General features: G+C 72.7%; 23 protein-coding genes. 7 read left to right on the top strand and 16 right to left on the bottom strand.

Features of this window, described 5'->3' with window-relative positions; all coding sequences use genetic code 11:
- Positions 1–12: 12 nt before the first annotated feature.
- On the bottom strand, positions 13–420 hold the full coding sequence (locus ACX9MN_RS30600) for a Ros/MucR family transcriptional regulator (RefSeq protein ID WP_026604910.1): 408 nt from the start codon (positions 418–420) through the stop codon (positions 13–15).
- A gap of 303 nt (positions 421–723) precedes the next feature.
- Here ACX9MN_RS30600 and ACX9MN_RS30595 point away from each other — a divergent pair, with 303 nt between their 5' ends.
- Positions 724–1,821, top strand: a complete 1,098-nt coding sequence (locus ACX9MN_RS30595) for an NAD(P)/FAD-dependent oxidoreductase (protein ID WP_489726242.1) — start codon at positions 724–726, stop codon at positions 1,819–1,821.
- 20 nt (positions 1,822–1,841) lie between these two features.
- On the opposite strand, the gene ACX9MN_RS30590 is transcribed toward ACX9MN_RS30595, so the two are convergent.
- From ACX9MN_RS30590 to ACX9MN_RS30560, 7 genes are all read right to left on the bottom strand, one after another.
- On the bottom strand, positions 1,842–2,558 hold the full coding sequence (locus tag ACX9MN_RS30590) for an LrgB family protein (RefSeq protein ID WP_020093033.1): 717 nt from the start codon (positions 2,556–2,558) through the stop codon (positions 1,842–1,844).
- Positions 2,559–2,561: 3 nt separating this feature from the next.
- Positions 2,562–2,966 (bottom strand): CidA/LrgA family protein, encoded by a 405-nt coding sequence (locus ACX9MN_RS30585; RefSeq protein ID WP_020093032.1) that lies wholly within the window; start codon positions 2,964–2,966, stop codon positions 2,562–2,564.
- A 15-nt stretch (positions 2,967–2,981) separates the two neighbouring features.
- Positions 2,982–3,443: a tellurite resistance TerB family protein gene (locus tag ACX9MN_RS30580; protein ID WP_020093031.1), complete on the bottom strand. Its 462-nt coding sequence runs from the start codon at positions 3,441–3,443 to the stop codon at positions 2,982–2,984.
- A gap of 113 nt (positions 3,444–3,556) precedes the next feature.
- Positions 3,557–4,348, bottom strand: coding sequence for a DJ-1/PfpI family protein (locus ACX9MN_RS30575; RefSeq protein WP_020093030.1), 792 nt, complete (start codon positions 4,346–4,348; stop codon positions 3,557–3,559).
- Positions 4,349–4,364: 16 nt separating this feature from the next.
- Positions 4,365–5,048 carry a thiaminase II gene (gene tenA, locus ACX9MN_RS30570; protein WP_020093029.1) on the bottom strand — a complete coding sequence of 228 codons (684 nt, stop codon included), beginning with the start codon at positions 5,046–5,048 and terminating at the stop codon, positions 4,365–4,367.
- A gap of 3 nt (positions 5,049–5,051) precedes the next feature.
- Complete coding sequence (locus tag ACX9MN_RS30565) at positions 5,052–5,726, bottom strand: response regulator (RefSeq protein ID WP_012320334.1); 675 nt, start codon at positions 5,724–5,726, stop codon at positions 5,052–5,054.
- Complete coding sequence (locus tag ACX9MN_RS30560) at positions 5,723–7,204, bottom strand: ATP-binding protein (RefSeq protein ID WP_489726241.1); 1,482 nt, start codon at positions 7,202–7,204, stop codon at positions 5,723–5,725. Before ACX9MN_RS30560 ends, ACX9MN_RS30565 begins: the two co-directional genes overlap by 4 nt.
- Before the next feature lie 288 nt (positions 7,205–7,492).
- Here ACX9MN_RS30560 and ACX9MN_RS30555 point away from each other — a divergent pair, with 288 nt between their 5' ends.
- A complete protein-coding gene (locus tag ACX9MN_RS30555; RefSeq protein ID WP_489726240.1) occupies positions 7,493–8,419 on the top strand; it encodes a hypothetical protein in 927 nt (308 codons plus the stop codon).
- A gap of 51 nt (positions 8,420–8,470) precedes the next feature.
- On the opposite strand, the gene ACX9MN_RS30550 is transcribed toward ACX9MN_RS30555, so the two are convergent.
- Entirely contained in the window at positions 8,471–10,222 is a 1,752-nt protein-coding gene (locus ACX9MN_RS30550; protein WP_132368402.1) for a DEAD/DEAH box helicase, read from the bottom strand.
- Positions 10,223–10,525: 303 nt separating this feature from the next.
- Between ACX9MN_RS30550 and ACX9MN_RS30545 the strand changes: the two genes are divergently transcribed.
- On the top strand, positions 10,526–11,623 hold the full coding sequence (locus ACX9MN_RS30545; protein ID WP_489726239.1) for a calcium:cation antiporter: 1,098 nt from the start codon (positions 10,526–10,528) through the stop codon (positions 11,621–11,623).
- Between the two features lie 172 nt (positions 11,624–11,795).
- On the opposite strand, the gene ACX9MN_RS30540 is transcribed toward ACX9MN_RS30545, so the two are convergent.
- Together ACX9MN_RS30540 and ACX9MN_RS30535 are read right to left on the bottom strand one after the other, a co-directional pair.
- On the bottom strand, positions 11,796–12,527 hold the full coding sequence (locus ACX9MN_RS30540) for an FAD-binding oxidoreductase (RefSeq protein WP_331297742.1): 732 nt from the start codon (positions 12,525–12,527) through the stop codon (positions 11,796–11,798).
- A gap of 40 nt (positions 12,528–12,567) precedes the next feature.
- Positions 12,568–13,173 carry a sulfite oxidase-like oxidoreductase gene (locus ACX9MN_RS30535; RefSeq protein ID WP_091927177.1) on the bottom strand — a complete coding sequence of 202 codons (606 nt, stop codon included), beginning with the start codon at positions 13,171–13,173 and terminating at the stop codon, positions 12,568–12,570.
- 170 nt (positions 13,174–13,343) lie between these two features.
- Here ACX9MN_RS30535 and ACX9MN_RS30530 point away from each other — a divergent pair, with 170 nt between their 5' ends.
- Positions 13,344–13,646, top strand: a complete 303-nt coding sequence (locus ACX9MN_RS30530; protein WP_012320341.1) for a hypothetical protein — start codon at positions 13,344–13,346, stop codon at positions 13,644–13,646.
- On the opposite strand, the gene ACX9MN_RS30525 is transcribed toward ACX9MN_RS30530, so the two are convergent.
- The 3 genes from ACX9MN_RS30525 to ACX9MN_RS30515 all read right to left on the bottom strand — a co-directional run bounded on the left by ACX9MN_RS30525 (position 13,616) and on the right by ACX9MN_RS30515 (position 16,204).
- Positions 13,616–14,584, bottom strand: a complete 969-nt coding sequence (locus tag ACX9MN_RS30525) for a DMT family transporter (RefSeq protein ID WP_331297741.1) — start codon at positions 14,582–14,584, stop codon at positions 13,616–13,618. The two genes, ACX9MN_RS30530 and ACX9MN_RS30525, sit on opposite strands and share 31 nt — an antisense overlap.
- Positions 14,581–14,856, bottom strand: a complete 276-nt coding sequence (infA, locus tag ACX9MN_RS30520; protein WP_012320343.1) for a translation initiation factor IF-1 — start codon at positions 14,854–14,856, stop codon at positions 14,581–14,583. The genes ACX9MN_RS30525 and infA overlap by 4 nt, the downstream gene beginning before the upstream one ends.
- Positions 14,857–15,067: 211 nt before the next feature.
- Positions 15,068–16,204 carry a branched-chain amino acid ABC transporter substrate-binding protein gene (locus ACX9MN_RS30515; protein WP_489726238.1) on the bottom strand — a complete coding sequence of 379 codons (1,137 nt, stop codon included), beginning with the start codon at positions 16,202–16,204 and terminating at the stop codon, positions 15,068–15,070.
- A gap of 238 nt (positions 16,205–16,442) precedes the next feature.
- Here ACX9MN_RS30515 and ACX9MN_RS30510 point away from each other — a divergent pair, with 238 nt between their 5' ends.
- From ACX9MN_RS30510 to ACX9MN_RS30500, 3 genes are all read left to right on the top strand, one after another.
- Positions 16,443–17,648 carry an amino acid aminotransferase gene (locus ACX9MN_RS30510; protein WP_020093019.1) on the top strand — a complete coding sequence of 402 codons (1,206 nt, stop codon included), beginning with the start codon at positions 16,443–16,445 and terminating at the stop codon, positions 17,646–17,648.
- A 5-nt stretch (positions 17,649–17,653) separates the two neighbouring features.
- Positions 17,654–18,691, top strand: a complete 1,038-nt coding sequence (locus ACX9MN_RS30505) for a hydroxyacid dehydrogenase (RefSeq protein WP_489726237.1) — start codon at positions 17,654–17,656, stop codon at positions 18,689–18,691.
- Between the two features lie 486 nt (positions 18,692–19,177).
- Positions 19,178–21,181, top strand: coding sequence for a TonB-dependent siderophore receptor (locus ACX9MN_RS30500; protein ID WP_489726236.1), 2,004 nt, complete (start codon positions 19,178–19,180; stop codon positions 21,179–21,181).
- A 10-nt stretch (positions 21,182–21,191) separates the two neighbouring features.
- Here the strand turns inward: ACX9MN_RS30500 and ACX9MN_RS30495 are convergent, their stop codons facing one another.
- Positions 21,192–21,989, bottom strand: a complete 798-nt coding sequence (locus tag ACX9MN_RS30495) for a hydroxypyruvate isomerase family protein (RefSeq protein WP_489726235.1) — start codon at positions 21,987–21,989, stop codon at positions 21,192–21,194.
- A 3-nt stretch (positions 21,990–21,992) separates the two neighbouring features.
- On the bottom strand, positions 21,993–22,664 hold the full coding sequence (locus tag ACX9MN_RS30490) for an aspartate/glutamate racemase family protein (protein WP_489726234.1): 672 nt from the start codon (positions 22,662–22,664) through the stop codon (positions 21,993–21,995).
- Between the last annotated feature and the right edge of the window lie 75 nt (positions 22,665–22,739).

Genomic DNA, 22,739 nt, shown 5'->3' with positions numbered 1-22,739 from the left:
ACCGACGCCCATTTACTCCGCGGCCTGCTGCATCCGCAGGCGCTGGCCCTCGCCGATCTGGCGGGAGATCGTCGAGCGGCGGGCGCTGTAGACCGCCGAGACCAGCGGGTAATCGACGGGCAGGCCCCACTTGGCCTTGTAGGCCTCGGGCGTGAGGCCGCGCATCGTCAGGTGACGCCGCAGGGCCTTGTAGGGCTTGCCGTCCTCGAAGCTGATGAGCGTGTCCGGCCGGATCGAGGCCCGGATCTGCGCCTCGGTCGGCCGCCGAACCTGCGGCTCCGCGGGCTGGTCCAGGGCGGTGATCGAGCGGTGTACCTCGGAGAGCAGGTCCGGCAGCGTTCCCGCCGGGACACTGTTGCGCGTGACGTAGGCGCTCAGGATCTTTGCGGCGAGTTCGACGCTCGGCGATGTCATCTGCATGGTCGTCACCTCGATTCTACGTGTTTCGGATGTGGCTCTCGTCGGTTTCCGTCGGGCTCTTCGCCGCCGACGGCCGGTGCATGTCCCTGAGACGTTCTCGGCCTCGGCCGGAGGCGGCGGATGGCCTCATTATGGGCCAGTCCGCCGCCGCTACAACCGAGCCGCGCATTTATCGCGCCGATATTTCTACTTAGGATTGAGATTTAGGGTCAACGACGAATCAACGGGCGCGTCGTTGTTCCGGCTCAAGTGCGGTATTGAGGACTCACCTGCCCAACCGGGCGCGTTGGAGAACGCGAAGACATGGAGGCCCTGGTCGTCGGAGCCGGCGTCGTCGGACTCGCCATCGGGCGGGCACTCGCGCTGCGCGGGCATGCCGTCATCGTGGCGGAAGCCGAGGACGCCTTCGGAACGGGAGTCTCGTCCCGCAGCTCGGAAGTGATCCACGCCGGCATGTACTACCCGGGCGGATCCGAGCGCGCGCACCACTGCGTCGAGGGCGCCCGGCGCCTATACAACTTTTGCGCGAGTCACGGCGTCCCGCATCGCGCGTGCGGCAAGCTGATCGTCGCCTCCGACGACGCGGAGGCCGAGAAGGTCGCGGCGATCCGACGCCAGGGCGAGGCCAACGGCGTCCCGGGCCTCGAACTCCTCGACGGACGCGCCGCCCGGCAGCTGGAGCCGAATCTCGCCTGCACGGTGGCGCTGCACTCGCCGCGCACCGGCGTCGTCGACAGCCACGCGCTGATGCTCGCCCTGCTCGGGGCGATCGAGGATCACGGCGGCGCGCTCGCCCTGCGCACCCCGGTCGAGGGCCTGACGCGGCGGGACGGGCAGTGGCAGGCCGCGTTCGGCGGCGCCGAGCCCGGCACGATGGCCTTCGACGCGGTGGTCAACGCCGCGAGCTTCGGCGCCCCGGCCCTGGCCGCCGGCACGGAGGGCTACCCGGCCGAGCGCGTCCCGACGCTGCGCCTCGCCCGCGGCAACTACTTCGGCTGCACCGGCAAGCCGGCCTTCTCGCGGCTGATCTACCCGGCGCCGCGGATCGACGGCGGCCTCGGCATCCACCTCACCCTCGACCTCGCCGGCCGCACCCGCTTCGGGCCCGACGTGGAGTGGGTCGACGGGTTCGACTACCGGGTCGATCCCGCGCGCGCCGAGGCCTTCTACGGCGCGATCCGGCGCTACTGGCCCGGCCTGCCCGACGGGGCGCTGTACCCGGACTACGCGGGCCTGCGGCCGAAGCTGACCGGGCCCGGCGAGGCAGCGGCCGACTTCCGGATCGACGGGCCGGCCGAGCACGGCCTGCCGGGGATCGTGCACCTGTTCGGGATCGAGAGCCCCGGCCTGACCTCCAGCCTGTCGCTCGCCGAGGCGGTGGCCGACCGGCTGGACGCCTGAGGCCACAGAACAGCAGGTGCTCAGAACAGCAGGTGCAGCGCCAGGGGCGCGAGGATCGCCGTCAGGAAGGCGTTGAGCCCCATGGCGATGCCCGCGAAGGTGCCGGCGACCTCGCTGACCTGGAAGGCGCGGGCCGTCCCGATGCCGTGGGCCGCGAGCCCTGCGGCGAAGCCGCGGGCGCGCATGTCGCGGATCCGCAGGAGGTTCATCATCGGCGTCACGAGGATCGCCCCGATGATGCCGGTGAGGATCACCAGGATCGCCGTGAGCGTCGGGTCGCCGCCGAGCGCCTCCGCGATGCCCATCGCGACGCCCGAGGTCACGGATTTCGGGGCCAGCGAGACGAGGATCGGCTGCGGGATGTCGAGGAGGCGCGCGAGGCCGATCACCACGGCGAGGGTGGTGGCCGAGCCGGCGGCGAGGGCCGCCAGCATCGGCGCGAGGGCGCGCAGGACGGTCGCCCGCCGCTCGTAGAGCGGCATCGCCAGCACCACGGTGGCGGGCCCGAGCAGGAAGTGGACGAACTGCGCGCCCTCGAAATAGGCCCCGTAGGGCGTGCCGGTGACGGCCAGGACCGCCCCCACCAGGACGACGGTGATGAGGACGGGGTTGGCGATCGGGTGCCGGCCGGTCACGGCGGCGATCCGGTCCGCCAGGACGTAGGCGGTCAGCGTCACCGTCAGCCACAGGAGCGGCGTCTTGGCGAGGTAGACCCAGAGCGAGAAGTCGCCGGCCACCCGTCAGGGCTCCCCGTCGGTCCCGCGCCGCTCGACCAGCGCGGCGACGGCGCGGAACACCAGGACGGTGACCAGCAGCGACAGGGCGGTCGAGACGACCAGCACGAGGGCCAGTTTGGCGCCTTGCGCCCGCAGCAGGTCGAGGCGGCCGACGACGCCGACGCCCGCGGGGACGAACAGGAGCGACAGGTTCATCAGCAGCCCGCGCGCGGTCGTCTCGAGCGTCCCGTCGGTCAGCGGCTTCGGCAGCACGCGCGGTAGGCCGAGGCGGGCATTGTCGCGCAGCAGCAGGAACGCGAACATCAGGCCCATGCCGATCACCGGCCCCGGGATCGGGACGCCCGCGCCGCGCGCGAGGGCTTCGCCCAGCAGCTGCGCGAGCAGGATCAGGGCCAGGCTGGCGATCATCGCGGGCGGCCGGGACTACGCGGCCGCGACGCCCTGCTGTCCGCTGCGGCGGGCCGCCGCGATGGCGGCCTCGTCGAAGCCGAGCAGGCGGCCGAGGCGCTCGACCAGCGCCTCCTCGAACTCGTCGACGTTGCCGTCCGCCGCCGCCACCGACCACGCCATGGTCAGCAGCTCTTCGCGCTCGGACCGGTCGGCCTCGTGCGGGATCATCTCCACGAGGCTCGCCACGTCGCGCACCTCCGAATCCATGGCGGCGGCGCGCTCGATCAGCGCCCGCGCCGCATCCGGACCGTCGGCGTAGTGGCCCTGCACGAGGCGCGAGAGGCGCTCGCTCTCGGCCGGCGCCAGGATGCCGTCGACGCGGGCGACGTGGACGAGGAGCGCGGTGGCCGCGAGATGCGTCTCGTCCACGGTCTCTTGCGTGCCGACGCCGAGAGCCTCGGCCGCGTAGGCGCGCAGGCGTGCGATCAGGGACATGGCGGCTCCGGGGGATCGTGCACCGCAACAGTTCGGGCCCCGGCGGCGCGCCGTCAAGCACGCCGCCGCACGTCGCGCCGGACCGTGTCCCGGTTGCATCGCCGGCGCGGCGCTCACCGGCGCGCTGCGGCCTCCGCCCCCGTCACCAGCGGCGCGAGGATCGCCTCGGCCGCCCGGACGGTCGCCGGCCCGGCCTCGGCGGGCGTGCCGGCGCGGAAGGGCGGCGCCGGGGCGTACTCGGCGACGAGCTGCGCGGTGCGGGCGTAGGTATCCCCGCGCAGGCGCGCGGCGAGCGCCAGCCCGAGATCGAGCCCCGCCGAGACCCCGGCCGCGGTGACGCGGTCGCGGTCGAAGACGACGCGCTCGGCCACCGGACGGGCGCCCAGGAGCGGCAGCACCGCGTCGCGCACGCTCCAGTGGGACGTCGCGCGGTAGCCGCGCAGCAGGCCCGCCGCCCCGAGGATCAGCGACCCGGTGCAGACGCTGGCGATCCAGCCGGCCCGCGCGGCGCGGTCGCGCAGGAAGGCGAGGAGCGCAGCGTCGCCCATCTGTGCGGGGGTGCCGTCGCCTCCGGGGACGAACAGGACGTCGAGGTCCGCCGGGCAGGTCGCGAAGCCGTGGGTCGCCACCAGGACGAGGCCGGTGTCGCTCGTCACCGGCCCGGGCTCCGCGCCGACGAGGTGGAGGCTGCCGGGGGCGAGGCCGGCGAGGAAGGTCTGCGGCCCCACGAGATCGAGCGCGGTGAGGCCCGGATAGACCAGCATGGCGATCCGGACGGGCCGATCCGGCGGGATCGGCGCCGGATCGCCGGCGCCGGCGGCCAGGGCCGGACGGAGCGGCGCGGCGAGGGCTGCAGCGAGCGCGGCGGCGACGAGATCGCGGCGGCTGGCGTCCGGCGCGGTCACGGGCGCGCCGGGCGGGTCACAGGGCCCAGGCCGCGTCGCGGTAGGCGCTGTCCCAGAACTGCCACTCGAGCCGGGTGGCCTGCGTGAACGCCCGGTGCATCCGCGCGCGCTCGGCCTCCGACGCGTCCCGCGCCGCGCAGTCGGTGGCGGCGATCATGGCCGCGACCGCTGCGGCGAAATCGTCGCCCGCGTAGGTGTCGATCCAGGCGCGATACGGGTTGTCGGGCTGCGCGCGGGCGAAGATGTCGTCGCCGACCGCCTTGTAGATCCAGAAGCAGGGCAGCAGGGCCGCGCAGAGGACCGCGTAGGGCTCGGCGTAGGCGGTGGCCGTGAGGTAGCTGACGTAGTGGTCGCAGGCCGGCGTCAGGGGCGTGGCCGCGAAGGTGTCCGGCCCGATGCCGTAGTCGCGGAAGAAGCCGCCGTGGAGGGCGCGCTCGACCACGATCGCCTCCTGCGCGGCGCGGGAGAACTGCACGATCGTGTCCGGATCCGGCGCCTTCGCGGCGGCGAGGCTCAGCGCCCGGCCGAAGCCGATCAGGTAGTGCGCGTCCTGCACGATGTAGTGCCGGAACCGGTCCTGCGGCAGCGTGCCGGCGGCGAGCTCGGCGTTGAACGGCATCGACCGGATGGTCTCGTAGGCGGCGGCGTTGCGCGCCCAGGCCTCCCAGGAGAAGGCGTCGTCAGGTCCGGGGGATGCCACGGCTTAGCCCTGCCGCTGCGCGTGGGTGACGGCGACGTGGATCAGCTCGGCGAGGGTGCGCACGCCGAGCTTCTGGCGCATCTGCGAGCAGGCGTTCGTCACGGTCTTGTAGCTCACCGACAGGTCGGCCGCGATGGCTCCGTAGGAGCGGCCCTGCGCGAGGCGCGCCAGGATCTGCTGCTCGCGGGGGGTCAGCTGCGATTCCGGCGCGCGGCGGGCGTCGGCGCGCAGCATCGCCACCTCGGTGGCGAGGCGCCGGTCGAGGTAGACCTCGCCGACGCGGACCTTGGCGAAGGCCTCGAACAGCTCGGCCGAGGCGTGGTCCTTGAGGACGTAGCCCAGGGCCCCCGCCTCGAGGGCGCGGGCGACGATCACCGGGTCGTTGTGCATGCTGAAGACCAGGATGCGCGTCTCGGGCGCGACCGCCCGGATCCGCCGGATCAGGCCGAGCCCGGCCATGCCGCTGCCCTGGAAGGTCAGGTCGCAGATCACGACCGGCGGGCGGAGCCGGTGGAAGATCCGGTAGCCGCCGACGACTGTCGTCGCCTCCGCGATGGTCTCGACGCCGGAATCCTCCAGCACGCGTCGACAGCCCTGCAGGACGATGGGGTGATCATCGATGACGAGAACCGGCAGGCGCGTGGCGGCGGCGTCGATCTGGGATGCGATGGCGTTCATGCGCTCGGCGCGGTGTTGTTCTCGTCGCCCCGGTCAGGCGGAACGGGGATCGTGATCCGGACGATCGCCCCGGGGCCGGCATTGTCAAGGGCGAAGGTGCCGTCGAGGGCCTCCACGCGCTCGCGCATCCCCGACAGACCGAGCCCGGTGCCGTGTTCCGGCGGGATTCCGGTGCCGTTGTCGCGGATGGTGAGGTCGATCCCGCCGCCGGTCTCGGCCGCCTCGGCCTCCACCCGGGTCGCGGCGCCGTGCCGCACGGCGTTGGTGGCGCTCTCCTGCACGCAGCGGAACACCGTAAGGTCCACGAGGTCGCCGTAGCCCCGGGCCAGCCCGTCGAAGCGGCCCGCGAAGGTGATGCCGGGATGGCGCTGCTCGAAGCCGCGCAGGAGCAGGTCGAGGCAGGTCGCCAGGGGCGCCTGCCCGAGGCCGTGCGGCCGCAGGCGGTTCAGGAGTTCCCGGTTGACGGTCTGGACCTGCCCGACGATCGCGCTGATCTCGGCCGCCCGGGCGGCGAGCTTCTCGCGGCTCGGCTCGGCCGTGCCGGAGGCGATGCGGCCGATCGAGGCGGCGTTGGCCTCAAGGGCGAACAGGCACGGACCAAACTCGTCGTGCAGCTCCAGGGCCGTCCGGCGGCGCTCGTCGTCCTGCGCGGTCAGGAGCTGGCGGTTGAGGCGGCCGTTGGCGGCCCGGACCTCGCCCAGGGCCTCGGCGACCTTGTTGAACCGCTCGGCGATCACGGCCAGCTCCCGGGCGCCGGGCGGCTCCAGGCGGGCGGTGTAGTCGTGGTGCTCCAGCTGGGTCAGGCCGGCGCCGAGCCGCCGCAGCGGCGCGAGGATCCGGCCCAGCGCGATGTAGAGCGCGATCAGCATCGCGGCGTTGATCGCAAGGGTGGTCAGCGAGAGAGCCCGCGCGTAGCCCCAGATCTCGTCGATCTCGTCCATCGGCTGCGTGGTGATCTGCGCCGTGCCGAGCCGCCGCCCGTTGACGACAATCGGAAGGGCGTGGCGCTCGATCGGCGGCATGATCAGGTCGGCGAACCAGCGCGGCGCCTCCCGGTCGGCGCGCGGCGGCGGCAGCGGCCGGCCGACCTCGTCGCCGTCCGCGTCGAGCACAGCGACCCGGACGTGCCGGAGGACCTTGAAGCGCAGGTCGAGGGTCTGGAGCAGCGTGTCGGGCGCGGCCGTGTCGGACAGGCGGATCGTGTCGGCCACCAGCGACTCGACGGTCGCGAGCGACGCGCGGGTCTCGACGCGCACGGCCGACCGGGCGTTCAGGACGATGACCGCGCAGGAGATCACGGCCGCGAAGGCGTCGATCAGCAGGACCACCGCGACGAGCCGCGCGCGGGTGGACCACGCCGACCAGGGCCAGCGGCGGAGCCGGGGAGCGTCCGGCGCTTCGGCCGTCTCGGTACGCGGGGACAGGTTCGGGCGGGTATCCACGCGCTGACGCATAGCGACCGCGCCGGCGAAGTCCATGGCGCCCGCCGCGGGCGGCCGGCGGAGTGGCGACCCGGACGTGCTCAGGCCGCCCCGCCCCCAGTGCCGCGGACGGGGCGAACACCGATTCTTAAGCGGCGCGGCGTAATCTTGTGGATAGCCGCGCCAGGACTGGCTGGGCAGGCAATTCGGACCGACATCATTGCGCCGTATTGCAGCTCCTCTATCGCCACCAGAGTCGAACCACCTTCGAATCCTCGGAGTGTGGCGGCCGGTGAAGGGGAGCCCGGTCGCGCGCGGCGTGTATCGTGTCAGAGACCCCGGCCTATGATCGATCTCAACCTCGACCCGTCCGAGACCCGGCCTGACCGGACGCCGTCGGCCAAGCCCGGGCCGTCGCTGAACCTCAAGGTCGCGCTGTTCAGCGTGGCCGGCGCGAGCGCGCTGGTCGGCTTCGGCGTCGCCGCCTCGACGGTGATGGCCGGCCTGGCGGCGCCGACCCCCGTGAAGATCGTCGCGTCCCGGCAGGCCGCGGACTGGCCGGAGCTGAAGGACGGGCTGCCCGCCATCAAGGGCTCCGTCCAGGCGGCGGCTGCCCCGGCGCAGCCCGCCAAGCCGGAGACACCGGCGCTCAGGATGGTGTCGCTGCCGGAGGCGTTCGCGGCGATCACGCCCGCGCCGACGCCGCCCGCACCCACCACCCCGCAGCCGGCGGCCCCGCAGCCCGCGAAGGTCGCCGCCGCCCCCGTCGCGCCGACGCAGCGCATCCCGGTTCCGACGCCCGTCACGCCGGTCGCGGCCGCGCGGGAAGTGGCGCCGCTGGCGCCGGTCCGCACGGCCGCGCTTCAGACACCCCGCGCCTCCGAGACGGTCCGGGCCCGCGAGCCCGTCGAGCCGGCCGCGCCGAAGCCGGTGGCGGAGAGCACGGAGCGCGCGGAGAAGGCCGAGCGTCCCGAGAAGAAGGAGCGGGCCGAGAAGACGGAGCGCTCCGGGAAATCGGAGAGGACGGAGCGCGCCGAGAAGATCGAGCGCCCCGAGAAGCCCGCGCCCAAGGCGGCGACCCGCCAAACGCCCGCGCCGACGCGGACCGTCGACAAGGCGAAGGGCGCCGCCGCGACCGTTGCCCAGGCGGAGCCCGCCGAGGCGGAGGACACCGAGGTGCTCGGCATCAAGCTCCCGTCCCTGGCGCCGGCCGGGCGGAAGCTCAAGGAGAGCGTCGACGCCCTCGGCGACGCCGTCAAGAACGTCTTCTGATCCGCCGCGCCGGCCCCGTTCACGGGGCCGGACGTCTGCCGGGGCCGGCGCTCAGGCCCGGCCCGTCTGGCGCCCGGCCTTGTCGCCCTTCGGCCCGGTGCGCTCGGCCTTGCGCTGGTGCTTGCCGGCCCGCGGGCTCGCGAATCCCTTCGGCCCGGCGGGCGGGCCCCGGCGCTCGGCCGGCGCCCCGTCGCCCGCGAGCGCCTCGACCTGGATCTCCGGCGAGCCGTTGCGGGCGAAAGCCTCGGCGAAGCGCGCCGCCGCGTTGCCCCGCACCTCGAACTTGGTCTCGCGGTCGAAGATCCGGATGGCGCCGATCTCCTGGCGCCCGATGCCGCCCCGACGGGTCAGCATCGGCAGCAGCCGGCGCGGATCGGCGTTGTCGCGGCGGCCGAGGTTCAGCCGGAACCAGACCGCCGGGCCCATGGCGGCGATCCGCTCCGGGTCCATCGGGTCGTAGGGCGGACGCTCGCCGCGGGGGGCGCGGCCCTCGCCCGGATCGCTGACCTCCTCGGGGGCCGGCAGGCGGGTGCGGTACACGCGGGCCAGGAGCGCGGCGAGCTCCTCCGGGCTCTTGCCGGCGAGCAGCGTCTCGGCCAGCGCGACGTCCTCCTCGGCCGGCGGCTCGGCGAAGAGCGGGTCGGACAGCATGCGCTCGCCGTCGAGCCGGCGGATCTCGTCGGCCGAGGGCGGCCCCGACCATTCGGGGCTCACCTTGGCGATGGCGAACATCTGCTCGGCCCGGCGCCGCCGGGAATTGGGGATCAGCAGCACCGAGGTGCCCTTGCGGCCGGCGCGGCCGGTGCGGCCGCTGCGGTGCTGGAGCACCTCGGCGTCGTGCGGGAGATCCGCGTGGATGACGAGGCTGAGCGACGGCAGGTCGATGCCGCGGGCGGCCACGTCGGTGGCGACGCAGACGCGGGCGCGGCCGTCGCGCAGGGCCTGGAGCGCGGCGTTGCGCTCGCCCTGCCCCAGCTCGCCCGAGAGTGCCACCACCGAGAAGCCCCGCTCGGTCAGGCTGGCCTGGAGGTGCCGGACGGCGTTGCGGGTGTTGCAGAAGACGATCGCGGTGGCGGCGTCGGCCTCGCGCAGGAGGTTGAGCACCACGTGCTCGGTCTCCCGCGGCATGATCCGCACCGCCCGGTAGGCGATGTCGGCGTGGCCCTTGGTCTCGCCCTTGATCGCGAGCCGGAGGGCCCCGCGCTGGTAGCGCTCGGCCAGCGTCTCGATCGCCTTCGGCAGGGTCGCGGAGAACAGGTAGGTGGCCCGCTCCGCGGGCGTCGCCGAGAGGATGAACTCGATGTCCTCGCGGAAGCCGAGATCGAGCATCTCGTCCGCCTCGTCGAGGACCACGGCGCGCAGCGCCGTCGGGTCGAGGTTGCGGCGCTCGAGGTGGTCGCGCAGGCGGCCCGGCGTCCCGACCACGATGTGGGTGCCGTCCGCGAGCATCCGGCTCTCCCGGCGCGGATCCATGCCGCCGACGCAGGCCGCGACACGGCCTCCGGCCGGCCCGTAGAGCCAGGACAGCTCCCGCTGGACCTGCAGGGCGAGTTCCCGGGTCGGGGCGATCACGAGGGCGAGGGGCGCCGCCGGGGGCGGCAGATGCTCGGCCTCCCCGATCAGCATGCTGGCCATGGCGAGGCCGTAGGCCACGGTCTTGCCGGACCCGGTCTGGGCCGAGACGAGGAGGTCGCGGGAGCCGGCGGCGGCTTCCAGCACGGCGGCCTGGACCGGCGTCGGGTCGGCGTAGCCGCGGTCGCTCAGGGCCCGCGCGAGGGGGGCGGGCAGGGTCGGGAAAGGCAAGCTTCGGGAACTCTCAACGGCCGTGCCGCGCCCGGCAGCGCGCCATCGCGCGGCGGGGGAATCAGGCGCCGGACTTTATTCGGGTGCCTGGAAGGTAACGCCAACCGGGCCGACTGACCACTCCCGTCGCAGCATGGGGCGGTTGCGCGCGCTCGATCCGGGATCCGGCCCGCCTCATCGGCGCGCGAATGGACCCGCGGCCGATCGGCCGTCGACGCCGACACTGGTCCGACGACCTGCTAAGGCTCCCGTGAATCGCGCACGTCGAGGCCCGACGCGAACCGAGCGGAGTACACGTTCATCATGATGGCAGCCCTGCGGGTGGCGGTAGCCTGGGCGACGGTTCTCGCCTTCACGTGGTTCGGCAAGGACTGGCTCGGAGACCTGTCGCAGCCCCTGTTCGCGGGGGGCCTGTTCGCGTGGCTGCTCGCCGTGATCGTCTGGGCCGCCTTCGGCGTGGTGCACGAGGCCGAGGAACTGGCACACCGCCTCGGCGAGCCCCTCGGGACGCTGGTCCTGACGTTGGCGATCGTCATCATCGAGGTGGCGCTGATCTCCGCCGTGATGCTGTCGGCCAAGGACGCGCCGACCCTCGGCCGCGACACGATGTTCGCGGTGCTGATGATCGTGCTGAACGGCGTCGTCGGGCTGGGCCTCCTGGTCGGCGGCCTGCGCCACCACCAGCAGCGCTACAACCTCCAGGGCGCCTCGGCCTTCATGGCGGTGATCATCCCGCTCACCACGATCGCGCTGGTCATCCCCAACTTCACCAGCTCCACCAGCGACGGGACCCTGACGACACTTCAGGCGGTCACGTTCTCGGTGTTCACCCTCGCCCTCTACGGCGTGTTCCTGCTGATCCAGACCGGGCGCCACAGCGAGTTCTTCATCGACGCGGAGATACCCGAGGCGACGGAGCCGCCGCACGGCGCGGATCCGGTCTCGGGCGGCAGCGTCGCCAAGCATGTCGGCCTGCTGCTCGCCAACGTCCTGCCGATCGTGATCCTGGCCAAGAGCCTCGCGGTGATCCTCGATCACGGCATCGCGGCGCTCGGCGCGCCGACGGCGCTGGGCGGCGTGCTGATCGCCGCCATCGTGTTCACGCCGGAGGGGATCTCGGCGCTCAAGGCGGTGGCCCGCAACGAGCTCCAGCGGGCGATCAACCTGTGCCTGGGGGCGGCCACCTCCACGGTCGGCCTCACCGTGCCGGCGATCCTGACCATCGGGCTGCTCACCGGCCAGACCGTGGTGCTCGGCCTCAAGCCGACTGAGATGACCCTGCTGGCCGTGACGCTGATCCTCAGCGCCCAGACCTTCTCGGGCTCGCGCACCACCGTGCTGGAGGGCGCGGTGCACCTCGTGCTGTTCTTCGTCTACCTCGTGCTGATCTTCAGCCCCTGATCCGGCTTCCGGCGGAACGCTTCGGTCGGTGCAACCCGCTCCGTCGTCGCGAGCGCAGCGAAGCGACCCGGGGCGGCGCGACGTTGGAGAACGTGGCGCACTCCGGATTGCGTCGCTCCGCTCGCAACGACGACAGAGCCGAGATCCTCGACCGGAAAGCGCCAGGCCTCGTTCAGGCGCCGAAGCGCTCGGTGCGGATCAGGCCCGGCGCGACGCCCTGCGCCAGGATCAGGTCCGAGGCCGCGGCCACGAACCGGTTCGAGCCGCAGAGGAACACCTTCCCGGGCGCCCCGATCCGCGCCAGCGCGTCGGCGACGAGGTGCGCGTCGATCCGCTTGCCGCCGGGCTCGCGCGTCGTGGCGAGATGCAGGGAGAAGTTGGGATCCGTCTCGGCGAGCCGCTCCAGCTCGGCGACCGCGATCGCCTCCGCGCGGGTGCGGGCCGAGTAGATCAGCGCCGCCGGGATCGCCCGCCAGTGCTGCGCCCGCCGCCGCAGCATCGCCAGGAGCGGCACCACGCCGGACCCGCCGCCGCCGAGGAGCAGCGGCCCACCGTCGGACCCGTCCCAGGAGAACGAGCCGCCGATCGGCCCGCGCAGCTCGACCCGGTCGCCGACCTCGGCGCAGTGCGAGAACCAGCCGGACACCTCGCCGTCCGGCAGGGCCTCGATCATCAGCTCCAGGGTGCCGCTGCCGTCCTGCGCCGAGGCGACGGAGTAGCTGCGCTGCGCCTGGTAGCCGTCCTCGGCGGTGAGCCGGACATCGACGTGCTGTCCGGCCCGGTAGGACTCGGCGAGGCCGCAGCGCAGCCGGACGCTCTTCACGTGCGGCGTCACCGGCGCGATCGCGGTGATCTCCGCCTCGTGCCAGCGGAAGACGATGGGTTCGAACGCCGGGTCAGTCACTGTGTCCGTCACTGCGCCAGTCACCACTTCAGGAACCGCCTCAGTCACCGATGTAGCGCTGCTCACGCCAGGGATCGCCGTACATGTGGTAGCCGCGCAGCTCCCAGAAGCCGGCCGTGTCGGTCTGGGTGAACCGGAGGCCCTTCACCCACTTGGCGCTCTTCCAGAAGTAGAGATGCGGCACGAACAGCCGCGCCGGGCCGCCGTGATCCGGATGGATCGGCTGGCCCTCGTAGCGCGTCGCCACCAGGGCGCGGCCGCCCACGAGGTCGGCCACCGGCACGTTCGTGGTGTAGTCGTCGTGGGATTCCGCCAGAAGGTAGCCGGTCGGCGCCGCGATCCCGGCATCGGCCAGGATGTCGTCGAAGCTGACGCCCTCCCAGGTCGTGTCGAACTTCGACCACTTGGTGACGCAGTGGATGTCTCCGCGCCAAGTGGTGCGGGGCAGCGCCTCGAACTCCGCCCAGCTCCACGCCTTGATCGGCCGGGATCCCTCGCGCAGCGTGAACCGCCACGTCGCCATGTCGACGGTCGGGTTGGGGCCGATCTGGAGGATCGGGAAGTCGTCGGTCAGGTACTGACCCGGCGGCAGGCGCGCGCCGGTCTCGGGCGGCTGCCTGCGTCCGACGAAGCCCCGTGTCACCATGACGGTCGCCGCTCCTCTCGCTCGCCCTCCGGCTCGCCCCCGGGTTTGGTGCGGCGGAGCACCTCACGTCAAGCCGGCACGTGCGGCCGAACAAACGCCCCAAAGCTCGGGTGTGCTAGCAGCTCTGTGCCGATCGATCGGCACGAATCGCCTGCTTTCAGGGGGATGTCATGAAGTACCTTCTCGCGACGAGCCTTGTCGTCGGGAGCCTCGCCACGCTCGCGCCGGCCGCCCAGGCCCGCGACGGCATCGGCGCCGGCGGCGCGGCCGCCCTCGGCGTGCTCGGCGGCCTGGCCGTCGGCGGCGCCATCGCGTCGGCCAACAACGGCTACTACCCGGGCCGCCCGGTCTACCGCGCCCCGCCGCCGGTCTACGTCGAGGAGGATTACGGCCCGGTCTGCCACTTCGAGCGCCGCCGGACCTACGATGCCTACGGCGACGTCTACATCCGCCGCGTCCGCGTCTGCGAGTAGGCGGCTTCCGGAGTCGCCTCTGCGGCGGGCGCCGGTTTCAGGCGCTCGGCGCAGGCGATCCCGGCCAGCACCAGGGCCAGGGCGACCCCTTCCGTCGCGCCGAACGGCTCGCCGACCAGCAGGACGGCGAGGATCGCGCCGAAGATCGGCACGAGGTTGACGAACAGGCCGGCGCGGTTCGGGCCGATGATCTCGACGCCGCGCATGAAGAAGAGCTGCGCCAGCAGCGACGGCCCGAGGCCCACGAAGGCGACCATCAGCCAGCCCTCGCGGTTGGGCCAGACGGCGTGGCCCGTCGCCCACTCGACGGCGAGCGGCGGCAGCGAGGTGACGAAGGCCGCGACCGCCATCGCGGCGAAGAACACCAGGGCCGGCACCTTCGGGCGCGTCGGCAGGAAGATCGTGTAGCCCGCGTAGAGCAGGCAGGCGCAGAAGACGAGCACGTCGCCGCGATTGAAGGCGAGGTTCGTGAGCACGGACAGGTCGCCGTGCGTGGCGGCGAGGCCGGCGCCGACCAGGGTCAGCGCCACGCCCAGGACCTGCCCCGGCGTGACCGGCACCCGGTAGGCGAGCCGGTTCAGGACGATCACCAGCACGGGGATCGCCCCCTGGAACAGGGCGAGGTTGATCGCGCCGGTATGCACACCGGCCGCGTAGAACAGGCAGTTGAAGGCCGTGTAGCCGAGGCCGCCCATCAGCAGGATGCGCAGCCAGTGCGGCCGCAGGAGCGGCCACGCGGCGGCGAGCCGGCGCGCGGCGAAGGGCATGAGCACCAGGCAGGCGACCGCCCATCGGAGCGTCGTGATGACCTGGGGCGACACGTGACCGGGCGCCCAGCGGCTGGTGACGGCGTTGCCGGCCCAGAGGAGCGCCGTGACGGTCAGCAGCAGGTAGGCGGCCGCGGCCGGGGAAGTCCGGCTCGCGCGCCTAGCCGTCAACGGCGGCGGAACTGACCGCCGCGCACCGGCGGGCGGGGTCCGGACGAGCGCTCGTCCTTGTGGCGGAACACGAGGCGGCCCTTCTCGAGGTCGTAGGGCGACATCTCGACCGTCACCCGGTCGCCCGCCAGCGTCTTGATGCGGTTCTTCTTCATCTTGCCGGCCGTGTAGGCCACGATCTCGTGGCCCTGGTCGAGCTGCACGCGGTAGCGCGCATCCGGCAGGATCTCGATCACGAGACCATCGAACTGCATCAATTCTTCTTTCGCCATGCACCTTCTCCAGTCGGACCGTCCGGCAGCAGGCGTTCCGGCAATGCGTGTTCGGCTGTCATCGAGCTCGGGAAACGCCGCAGGGCGCGGATCCGATCCGGGGGACCGCCCGCGCCAGCTCAGCAGCACCGCCCGCATGTAGTCCCCGCGGGAACCGGCCGCAAGTCACGGACACCGAACACGTTCCGTCATCGACACGATTTGCCGGCTCTCAGGGCTCCGCATCGTTGCCGGCATAGTCGAGGCGCCCGTCCGGCGTCCGGCGCCAGATCCGCAGGGCGATCGGTGCTCCGGCGCGGTCGCCCCGCGGGTCGAAGGCCACCGATCCGAGCAGCGTCCGGGACGGCCCCGTCCGCACGGCCTCGGCCACCTTGTGGCCGTCCGCGATGCGGCCGGTCCTCGGGTCGGCGGCGCGGGTGCGCTCGGTCGCCTGCGCCAGGAGCTCCACGGCCGCGTAGGCGTTGGCCGCGACGCTCTCCGCCTCGGGGGAGCGCGGCACCGGGCGAGCGCCGCGGATCTCGGGCAGGCGCGGCGGATCGGAAACCAGGGTCATGACCGTCCCCTCCCCGTCCCCGTCGGCCGCGGCGGCGAAGGCGGGGTCGAGGATGCCGTCGCTCGCCACCAGCGTCGCGCCGAGGCCGGCCTCGCGCATGGCGCGGAGCAGGGTCGCGGCCTCGGGCGCGAGGCCGCCGAAATACACCGCGTCGAGGCGCGCCGCCTTCAGCCGCGCGACGAGGTCCGCGAGGTCGCGGTTGCCCCGGGGGAAGCCGTCGAACATCACCTCCGGCATGCCGGCCTCCTTCAGCCGCGCCGCCACCGCGTCGGCGAGGCCGCGGCCGAAGGTCGAGCGGTCGCTGAGGATCCCGACCCGGCGCCCCGCGAATGCCTTCGCCAGGTAAGCCCCGGCCGCCCGGCCCTGCTGGGCGTCGCTCGGTCCGAGGCGGAACAGGTTCCACAGGCCCCGCCCGGTCAGCGGCCCGTAGGATGCCGCGGGCGCGACCATGACCGCGCCCGCCTCCTCGTAGACGGGCGCCGCGGCCGCGACCGCCCCGGATTCGAGCGGTCCGACGACGAGGCGCACGCCGTCGGCGGCGAACTTCTTCGCGACGGCGACGGCCTGCCGCGCGTCGCCGCCGTCGTCGGCCGGGACGAGGACCCAGCGCGGGCGGCCGCCCGCGACGCGGTTGAGATCGGCCACCGCCTGCTCGGCGCCCTGCCGGAGCCCCTGGCCGAAGGCGGAATCCGGACCGGTCAGCGGCGCCGACAGGCCGATCCGCACCGGTGCCTGCGCGACGGCCGGGGCGGCCGCGAGGAGAAGGGCGAGGAACGGGAGGAGGCGACAGATCATGGCGGCACTCTAGGACCGTCTCCGCCCCGACCGGAAGGGCGCCGCTCCCGGATCGCCCGGACTATCGTCGGGCGCAGCGTCGCGCAGATCGTTGAGCGGATCGGGACGCTGATGCGCGCGGAAGCGCTGGCGGGCGAGCGCGATGTGCGGAATAAGGGCGTCGGCCCGGCCCGTCGCCGGGCGTGCCGGCGCCCCTCCGCGCGTCGCCGGCCGAGACCCTCTGGGACGATTGACGATCATGACCTCGCTGTTCGCCGGCATCCAGGACGCGCCGCTCGACCCGATCATGCGCCTGTTCGAGGCCTTCAACGCCGACCCGAGCCCCAAGAAGCTCAACCTCGTGGTCGGCGTGTACACGGACGCGGACGGCAAGGTGCCGCGCCTGCGCGCCGTGCAGACCGCCGAGAAGCGCTGGATCGAGAAGGGCCTGCCGAAGACCTACCGGCCGATCGAGGGCACCAAGCCGTTCCGCGACGCGGTCCAGGAGCTCCTGTTCGGCAAGGGCGCGCCGATCCTGTCCCAGAACCGGGCCGCGACGCTCCAGAGTATCGGCGGCACCGGCGCGCTGAAGACCGGCGCCGACCTGCTCGCCAAGCTCTACCCGAACGCCACCGTGGCGGTGAGCAACCCGAGCTGGGAGAATCACAAGGCGCTGTTCAGCCAGGCCGGCTTCACCGTAGTCGACTATCCCTACTTCTCGGCCGAGACCGGCGGCGCCGACTACCCGGCCATGAAGGCCTATCTCCAGGATCTGCCGAAGGGCTCGATCGTGGTGCTGCACGCCTGCTGCCACAACCCGACCGGCGCCGATCTCGGCCTCGACGAGTGGCGGGACCTCGTGCCCCTGATGGCCGAGCGCGGCCTGATCCCGTTCCTCGACATCGCCTACCAGGGCTTCGGCAACGGCCTCGACGCCGACGCCGAGCCGGTGCGCCTGTTCGCCGAGTCCGGCCAGGAATTCCTGGTCGCCTCCTCGTTCTCGAAGTCGTTCTCGCTCTACGGCGAGCGCGTCGGCGCGCTCACCATCGTGGCCGAGAACCCGGCCGCGAAGGCCAAGGTCGAGGCCTTCGCCAAGCGCCTCGTCCGGGCGAGCTACTCGAACCCGCACACCCACGGCGCGGCGATCGTCGAGATCGTGCTCACCGACCCGGAGCTGCGCGCCGACTGGGAGCGGGAACTCGGCGAGATGCGCGACCGGATCCGCGCCATGCGCGAGCGGATGGCCGACAGCCTGCAGCAGCGCCACCCGGAGCGCGGCTTCGACGCCATCAAGGCGCAGAAGGGCATGTTCTCCTACACGGGCCTGAGCCCCGCCGAGGCCACCCGCCTGCGCGAGGACCACGAGGTCTACGCCCTGGAGACGGGCCGGATCTGCGTCGCCGCCGTCAACACCCACAACATCGACCACGTCATCGACGCGATCGACGCGGTGGTGAAGGGCTGAACCGGGTGTCGGCCCCCAAGCGCGTCTGCCGATTCAACGTCTGGATCAATCCGGTCTTCGACGCGCGCCTGGGGGCCGAGCCCGACATCGACCTTCAGGTCGGCGACCTGCAGGGACCGGACGACGCGCTCGCGGCGCTGCTGGCGCGGGCCCACGTCCTCCACGTCTCGCCGGCGCGGGACGAGCTGCCGCGCCGCTGGCACGTGACCGACGCGCTGCTCGCCGAATGCCCGAATCTGCTCGCGGTCTCGTCGGCCGGCGCGGGCTTCGACACGGTGGACGCCGCCGCCTGCACCCGGGCCGGCGTCGCGGTGGTGAACCAAGTGGGCGGCAATGCCCGCTCGGTGGCGGAACTGGCGATCGGCCTGATGCTCGCCGTCTCGCGCAAGATCTGCGTCTCCGACCGCCTGCTCCGGACCGCGCGCGGCTTCACCCGCGAATCGCTGATGGGCCACGAGATCGGCGGCGCGACCCTGGGCCTCATCGGGATCGGTCATACCGGCCGGGAGGTCGCCAAGCTGGCCCGCGGCTTCGACATGCGGGTCCTCGCCCACGATCCCCTCCTCCCGGACGCGGAGATCCGGGCTCGCGGCGCGGAGCCGGTGGACCGGGCGCGGCTGCTCGCCGAGTCCGACATCGTGTCCCTTCACTGCCCCCTCGACGACACCACCCGGGGCAGCTTCGACGCCGCGTCCTTCGCGGCGATGAAGCCGGGGGCGCTGTTCATCACCACCGCCCGGGGCGGGGTCCACGACGAGGCGGCGCTCGCCGCCGCGCTCACCGCCGGCCATCTCGCCGGCGCGGGCCTCGATGTCTGGTCGCCGGAACCGCCGTGCCTCGACGCGGCCCTGCTGCAGCTCGACACCGTGGTGGCGACCTACCACACCGCCGGCGTCACCCACGAGGCGCGGCGCAACGTGGCCGCCTGGGGGGCCGAGCAGATCGTCGGCCTGCTCCGGGGCGAGACGCCGCCGCGGCTCGTCAATCCCGAGGTCTGGCCCACGGTCCTCGAGCGCCGGGCGCGGCTGCTCGGCGGCGCCTGACCGGGAACAGGTCCCGCTTCGCCCTGTCTGGGCGGCGCGCGAACCGGTCACGATCGCTCGGACGACGCGAGAGGCGTCGTCTGTGCAGATGCCCCGCGACCCGGCGTGTTGAGAGCCCGTGCGCCGGAGCGATCCTCCCCTTCCCTCAGCGGTCGAACGGGCAACGACGGGGTCTTCGCGCGCTTCTTGCGGGCGCACCGTCGATCCCGCCCAGATTATAGTTATTCAAAATCTAGCCTGGATGTTCCGCCGACGATCAAGCTTGACCGTGAATGTTTCCGCGCCGTATCTGGCGCCACTCGAAACAGAATGGTCGACATCGTGGTACGGCGTAACTGTGCAAGGTCTTGCACGCGGGCTTCGCGCGGTGTTTCCGGACGCGCAGCCAGAATCTCCCTCTTCCTCGCTCCGGTATTGCTCCCGTCTCCTGGCTGGGCTCAACTTGCCGTTGATAGTTCCCAGGAAGTCCAGCTGGAGGAGCTGTCGGTGGCGGGGACCGGCGACGGGACGTCCCGCATCGACGGTTACCGGGCCACGCGGGCGGTGAGCGCCACGCGGACCGACACGCCCGTCCGCGAGGTGCCGCAGACCATCGTGGCGGTGCCGCAGGAGGTGCTGGAGGACGCGGCGGCGACGCGGATCGACAGCGCCCTCGACCTCGCGGGCGTCGGCCGCGGCAACAATTTCGGCGGTCTCGGCCTGACCGAGTTCACGATCCGCGGCGTGGCGACCGGCGAGTATTACCGCAACGGGTTCCCGATCAACCGCGGCTACCCCAACAGCCCCGACATCGTCTCCATCGAGCGCATCGAGGTCCTGAAGGGCCCCTCGGCCTTCCTGTACGGCCGCGGCGATCCCGGCGGCACCTTCAACATCGTGACCAAGCAGCCGCTGGCGGCGCGCTCCCTCACGGTCGGCACGCAGTACGGCAGCTTCGGCGCCAAGCGGAGCACCTTCGACGCCACGGGCGCCCTCGACGAGAGCGGCCAGGTGCTGGCCCGCGTCACCGGCGCCGTCGAGGACAACGGCAGCTTCCGGGACTTCGTCACCAGCGACCGCTACGCCCTCGCCCCGGTCATCGCCTGGAAGCCGACGACGGACACGACCGTCACCCTGGAGGGCGACTTCGTCAGCACGGCGCAGACCTTCGACCGCGGCATCGTCCCGCTGGGGGGCAACGTGCGCGCCCTGCCGCGCAGCCGCTTCATCGGCGAGCCGGGCCTGCCGCCGGCCCATGTCGACAACGCCCTCGGCCAGTTGCGCGTCGAGCACCGGTTCGACCAGGACTGGGTGCTGAACGTCGGTGCCCAGGTTCTCGGCGGGAACCTGTCGGGCTACGGGGTCGGCGCCATCGGCCTGCTGCCGGATGGCCGGACCCAGCGGCGGACCCTGGAATGGCGGGACCTGACGTGGTCCGACCTCGACCTGCAGGCGAATCTCGCGGGCAAGTTCGAGACCGGCCCGTTCCGCCACACGCTCCTGCTCGGGCTGGAATACGACAGCTACCGCTACCGGGAGGTGTTCAACCGCTCGAACGTCGCGACGAACCCGTTCCTCCTCGACCTGCTGGCGCCGCGCTACGGCCAGCCGCTGCCGCCGATCACCGCGCGGGTCACGAACTTCCTGCAGAAAACCGAGAGCTACGCCGGCTACGTGCAGGACCAGATCGACCTCACGCCCCGCCTCCACGCCCTCCTGGGCGTCCGGGTCGAGGACCTCGGGCTGGTCTCGACGAACAACCTCACGAAGAGCACCACCAGCCTGCAGGGTCTGGTGGCGACGCCGCGCTTCGGCCTGCTCTACGACCTGACCGACACGGTCGCGCTCTACGGCAACTACGCGCGCTCGTTCCGGCCCAATATCGGCACGGATCGCAGCGGCCGGCCCTTCGCGTTCGAGGAGGGCGAGGGCTACGAGGCCGGCGCGAAGGTCAGCCTCCTCGACGGGCGCCTCGACGCCACCGCCGCCCTGTTCGAGATCCGGCGCTCCAACGTCCTGAGCACCGATCCGGTCGACCCGAACTTCAGCGTGGCCACCGGCACCGTCCGCAGCCGCGGCTTCGACCTGACCGCCGCCGGCTACCTAGCCCCGGGCTGGCGCGTGATCGGGACCTACACGCGCGTCGACGCGGCCGTCGCCCGCGACAACACCCTGCCGGTCGGCACGCGCATCGCCAACGTGCCCGCCAACAGCCTCGCGTTCCAGACCGTCTACGAGTTTCAGAGCGGCGACCTGAAGGGGCTCGGCCTGGGCGGCGGCCTCGACTTCGTCGGCCGGCGCGCCGCCGGGACGGCGCTCGCGACCTTCAACCTGCCGCAATACACGCTGGTCAACCTGATCTCGTACTACCAGATCGCGCCGGGCGTGCGGATCTACCTCAACGTCGACAACGTGTTCGACGCGACGTACTACGACCGCGCGTTCCAGAACCGCTACGCGACGCCGGGGCAGCCCCGCACGATCATCGGCGGCGTCGCCGCCCGGTTCTGAGGCCCCGGCGCTACGCCGCTGCCGCCCGCATCCAGCCGAGCCCCGCCTCGGTGCCGGCCGCGGGATGGTACTCGCAGCCGACGAAGCCGGAATAGCCGACCTCCTCCAGGGCGGCGAAGATCGGGTCGAAGGCGATCGTGCCGGTCCCCGGCTCGTGCCGCCCGGGATCGTCGGCGATCTGGACATGGGCGATGAGCGGCGCGTGCGCGCGGATCAGCGCCGCCGGATCGTGGCCGAGGCACACGCAGTGATAGGCGTCGAACAGCAGCTTGACGTTGTCGCGGCCGATCGTCCGGATCGCCTCGACCGCCAGCAGCGGGTCGTCGATCGCGTAGTCGGCGATCGAGCCGGGACCGATCGGCTCGACGATCACCGTCATGCCGCGCGCGCCGGCGGCGTCGGCCGCGAAGGCGAGATTGTCGAGGTAGGTGTCCCAGAGCCGCGCCCGCTCGACTCCCGCGGGCCGGACGCCCGCCATCGGGTGGACCATCCGGCAGCCGAGTTGCGCGACGTAGTCCAGGGTCGGCTCGATCGTGGAGCGGAAGTAATCGATCCGGTTGGGCAGCGCCGCGAAGCCCTTCTCGCCCTTGGCGGCGTCCCCTGCCGGAAAGCCGGTCTGGACCAGCGGCACGCCCGCCCGCTCCAGCCAGCCCGCGACCTCCCGGGCCGGCGTCGCGAACAGGTTGGGATGCTCGACCGCGCGGAACCCGGCACGGGCCGCCGCCGCGAAGCGCTCGGCCAGCGGCAGCTCCGTGAACAGGAAGCCGCAATGGCCGCTGAGACGATCCTTGTAGGCACCGAGCTTCATGGGTCAGGCGCTCCCGCCGGTCTCGATCATCGCCCGCATCCGGTCCACCGCCGCGTGGGGCGCGGTCAGCACCGGGACGTCGACGGCCTTCCGCACGGCCTCGGCCGCGCGCGAGGTGGAGAAATGCGCGAGCATGATCGCGTCGCAGTCGCGCAGGTCCGGCGCCCGCTCGGCGATCAGCCGGTTGTGGGTCTCGGCGTCGCCGGCGCGCAGCCGCGCCATCGCGTCGTCCACCAGGACCGTCCGGAGGCTCGCCGGGCGCCCGAACTCGGCGACGAACTCCTCGAACTCGTCCGTCATCGTGCCGACCGAGGGCCCGAAGGTCGCCAGCATGCCGATGCGCGCGCCCTGCGCGATCGCCGCGCGGAACATCGCCTCGTTGGGCTTGAGCACCGGCACCGGCACGGTCTCGATCAGCCGGTCGATGGCCGGACCGAAGGCCGAGCAGGTGATCAGGATGCCGTCGGCGCCCATGTCGTGGCCGTAGCGGCCGAACCGCACGAAGCGCTCGATCATCGCCTCCGAGATCGCGCCCGGCTCCTTCGCCCGATCGAGGGACAGGCCGTCGTCGAGCAGGTTGACGGTCTCCGCCTCCGGCCAGCGCTCGGCGAAGGCGGCCTGGATCGGCGCCATGGCGACCGGTGTCGCGTGCAGGAGGACGATGCGGGGCGCCATGCTGTGTTCCCGAGAGGCCGCGGACCCGGCCGGGCGCCGGTCCATATCTGGTCAGCGATTGTTGTAAGCGATTTC

The organism is Methylobacterium sp. 1A (assembly GCF_058072805.1).
The sequence above is the reverse complement of the archived record's forward strand: the minus strand, read 5'-3'. Positions and strand labels throughout refer to the sequence as shown.

Bases quoted from the DNA above. Each gene is read 5' to 3' on its own strand.
- ACX9MN_RS30580 (WP_020093031.1), bottom strand. From the start codon at position 3,443: ATGTCCCTGATCGCACGCCTGCGCGCCTACGCGGCCGAGGCTCTCGGC.
- ACX9MN_RS30545 (WP_489726239.1), top strand. From the start codon at position 10,526: ATGATGGCAGCCCTGCGGGTGGCGGTAGCCTGGGCGACGGTTCTCGCC.
- ACX9MN_RS30495 (WP_489726235.1), bottom strand. From the start codon at position 21,989: ATGAAGCTCGGTGCCTACAAGGATCGTCTCAGCGGCCATTGCGGCTTC.
- ACX9MN_RS30510 (WP_020093019.1), top strand. From the start codon at position 16,443: ATGACCTCGCTGTTCGCCGGCATCCAGGACGCGCCGCTCGACCCGATC.
- ACX9MN_RS30535 (WP_091927177.1), bottom strand. From the start codon at position 13,173: ATGGTGACACGGGGCTTCGTCGGACGCAGGCAGCCGCCCGAGACCGGC.
- ACX9MN_RS30560 (WP_489726241.1), bottom strand. From the start codon at position 7,204: ATGGACTTCGCCGGCGCGGTCGCTATGCGTCAGCGCGTGGATACCCGC.
- ACX9MN_RS30530 (WP_012320341.1), top strand. From the start codon at position 13,344: ATGAAGTACCTTCTCGCGACGAGCCTTGTCGTCGGGAGCCTCGCCACG.
- ACX9MN_RS30490 (WP_489726234.1), bottom strand. From the start codon at position 22,664: ATGGCGCCCCGCATCGTCCTCCTGCACGCGACACCGGTCGCCATGGCG.
- ACX9MN_RS30600 (WP_026604910.1), bottom strand. From the start codon at position 420: ATGCAGATGACATCGCCGAGCGTCGAACTCGCCGCAAAGATCCTGAGC.
- ACX9MN_RS30565 (WP_012320334.1), bottom strand. From the start codon at position 5,726: ATGAACGCCATCGCATCCCAGATCGACGCCGCCGCCACGCGCCTGCCG.
- infA (WP_012320343.1), bottom strand. From the start codon at position 14,856: ATGGCGAAAGAAGAATTGATGCAGTTCGATGGTCTCGTGATCGAGATC.
- ACX9MN_RS30585 (WP_020093032.1), bottom strand. From the start codon at position 2,966: ATGATCGCCAGCCTGGCCCTGATCCTGCTCGCGCAGCTGCTGGGCGAA.
- ACX9MN_RS30555 (WP_489726240.1), top strand. From the start codon at position 7,493: ATGATCGATCTCAACCTCGACCCGTCCGAGACCCGGCCTGACCGGACG.
- ACX9MN_RS30595 (WP_489726242.1), top strand. From the start codon at position 724: ATGGAGGCCCTGGTCGTCGGAGCCGGCGTCGTCGGACTCGCCATCGGG.
- ACX9MN_RS30515 (WP_489726238.1), bottom strand. From the start codon at position 16,204: ATGATCTGTCGCCTCCTCCCGTTCCTCGCCCTTCTCCTCGCGGCCGCC.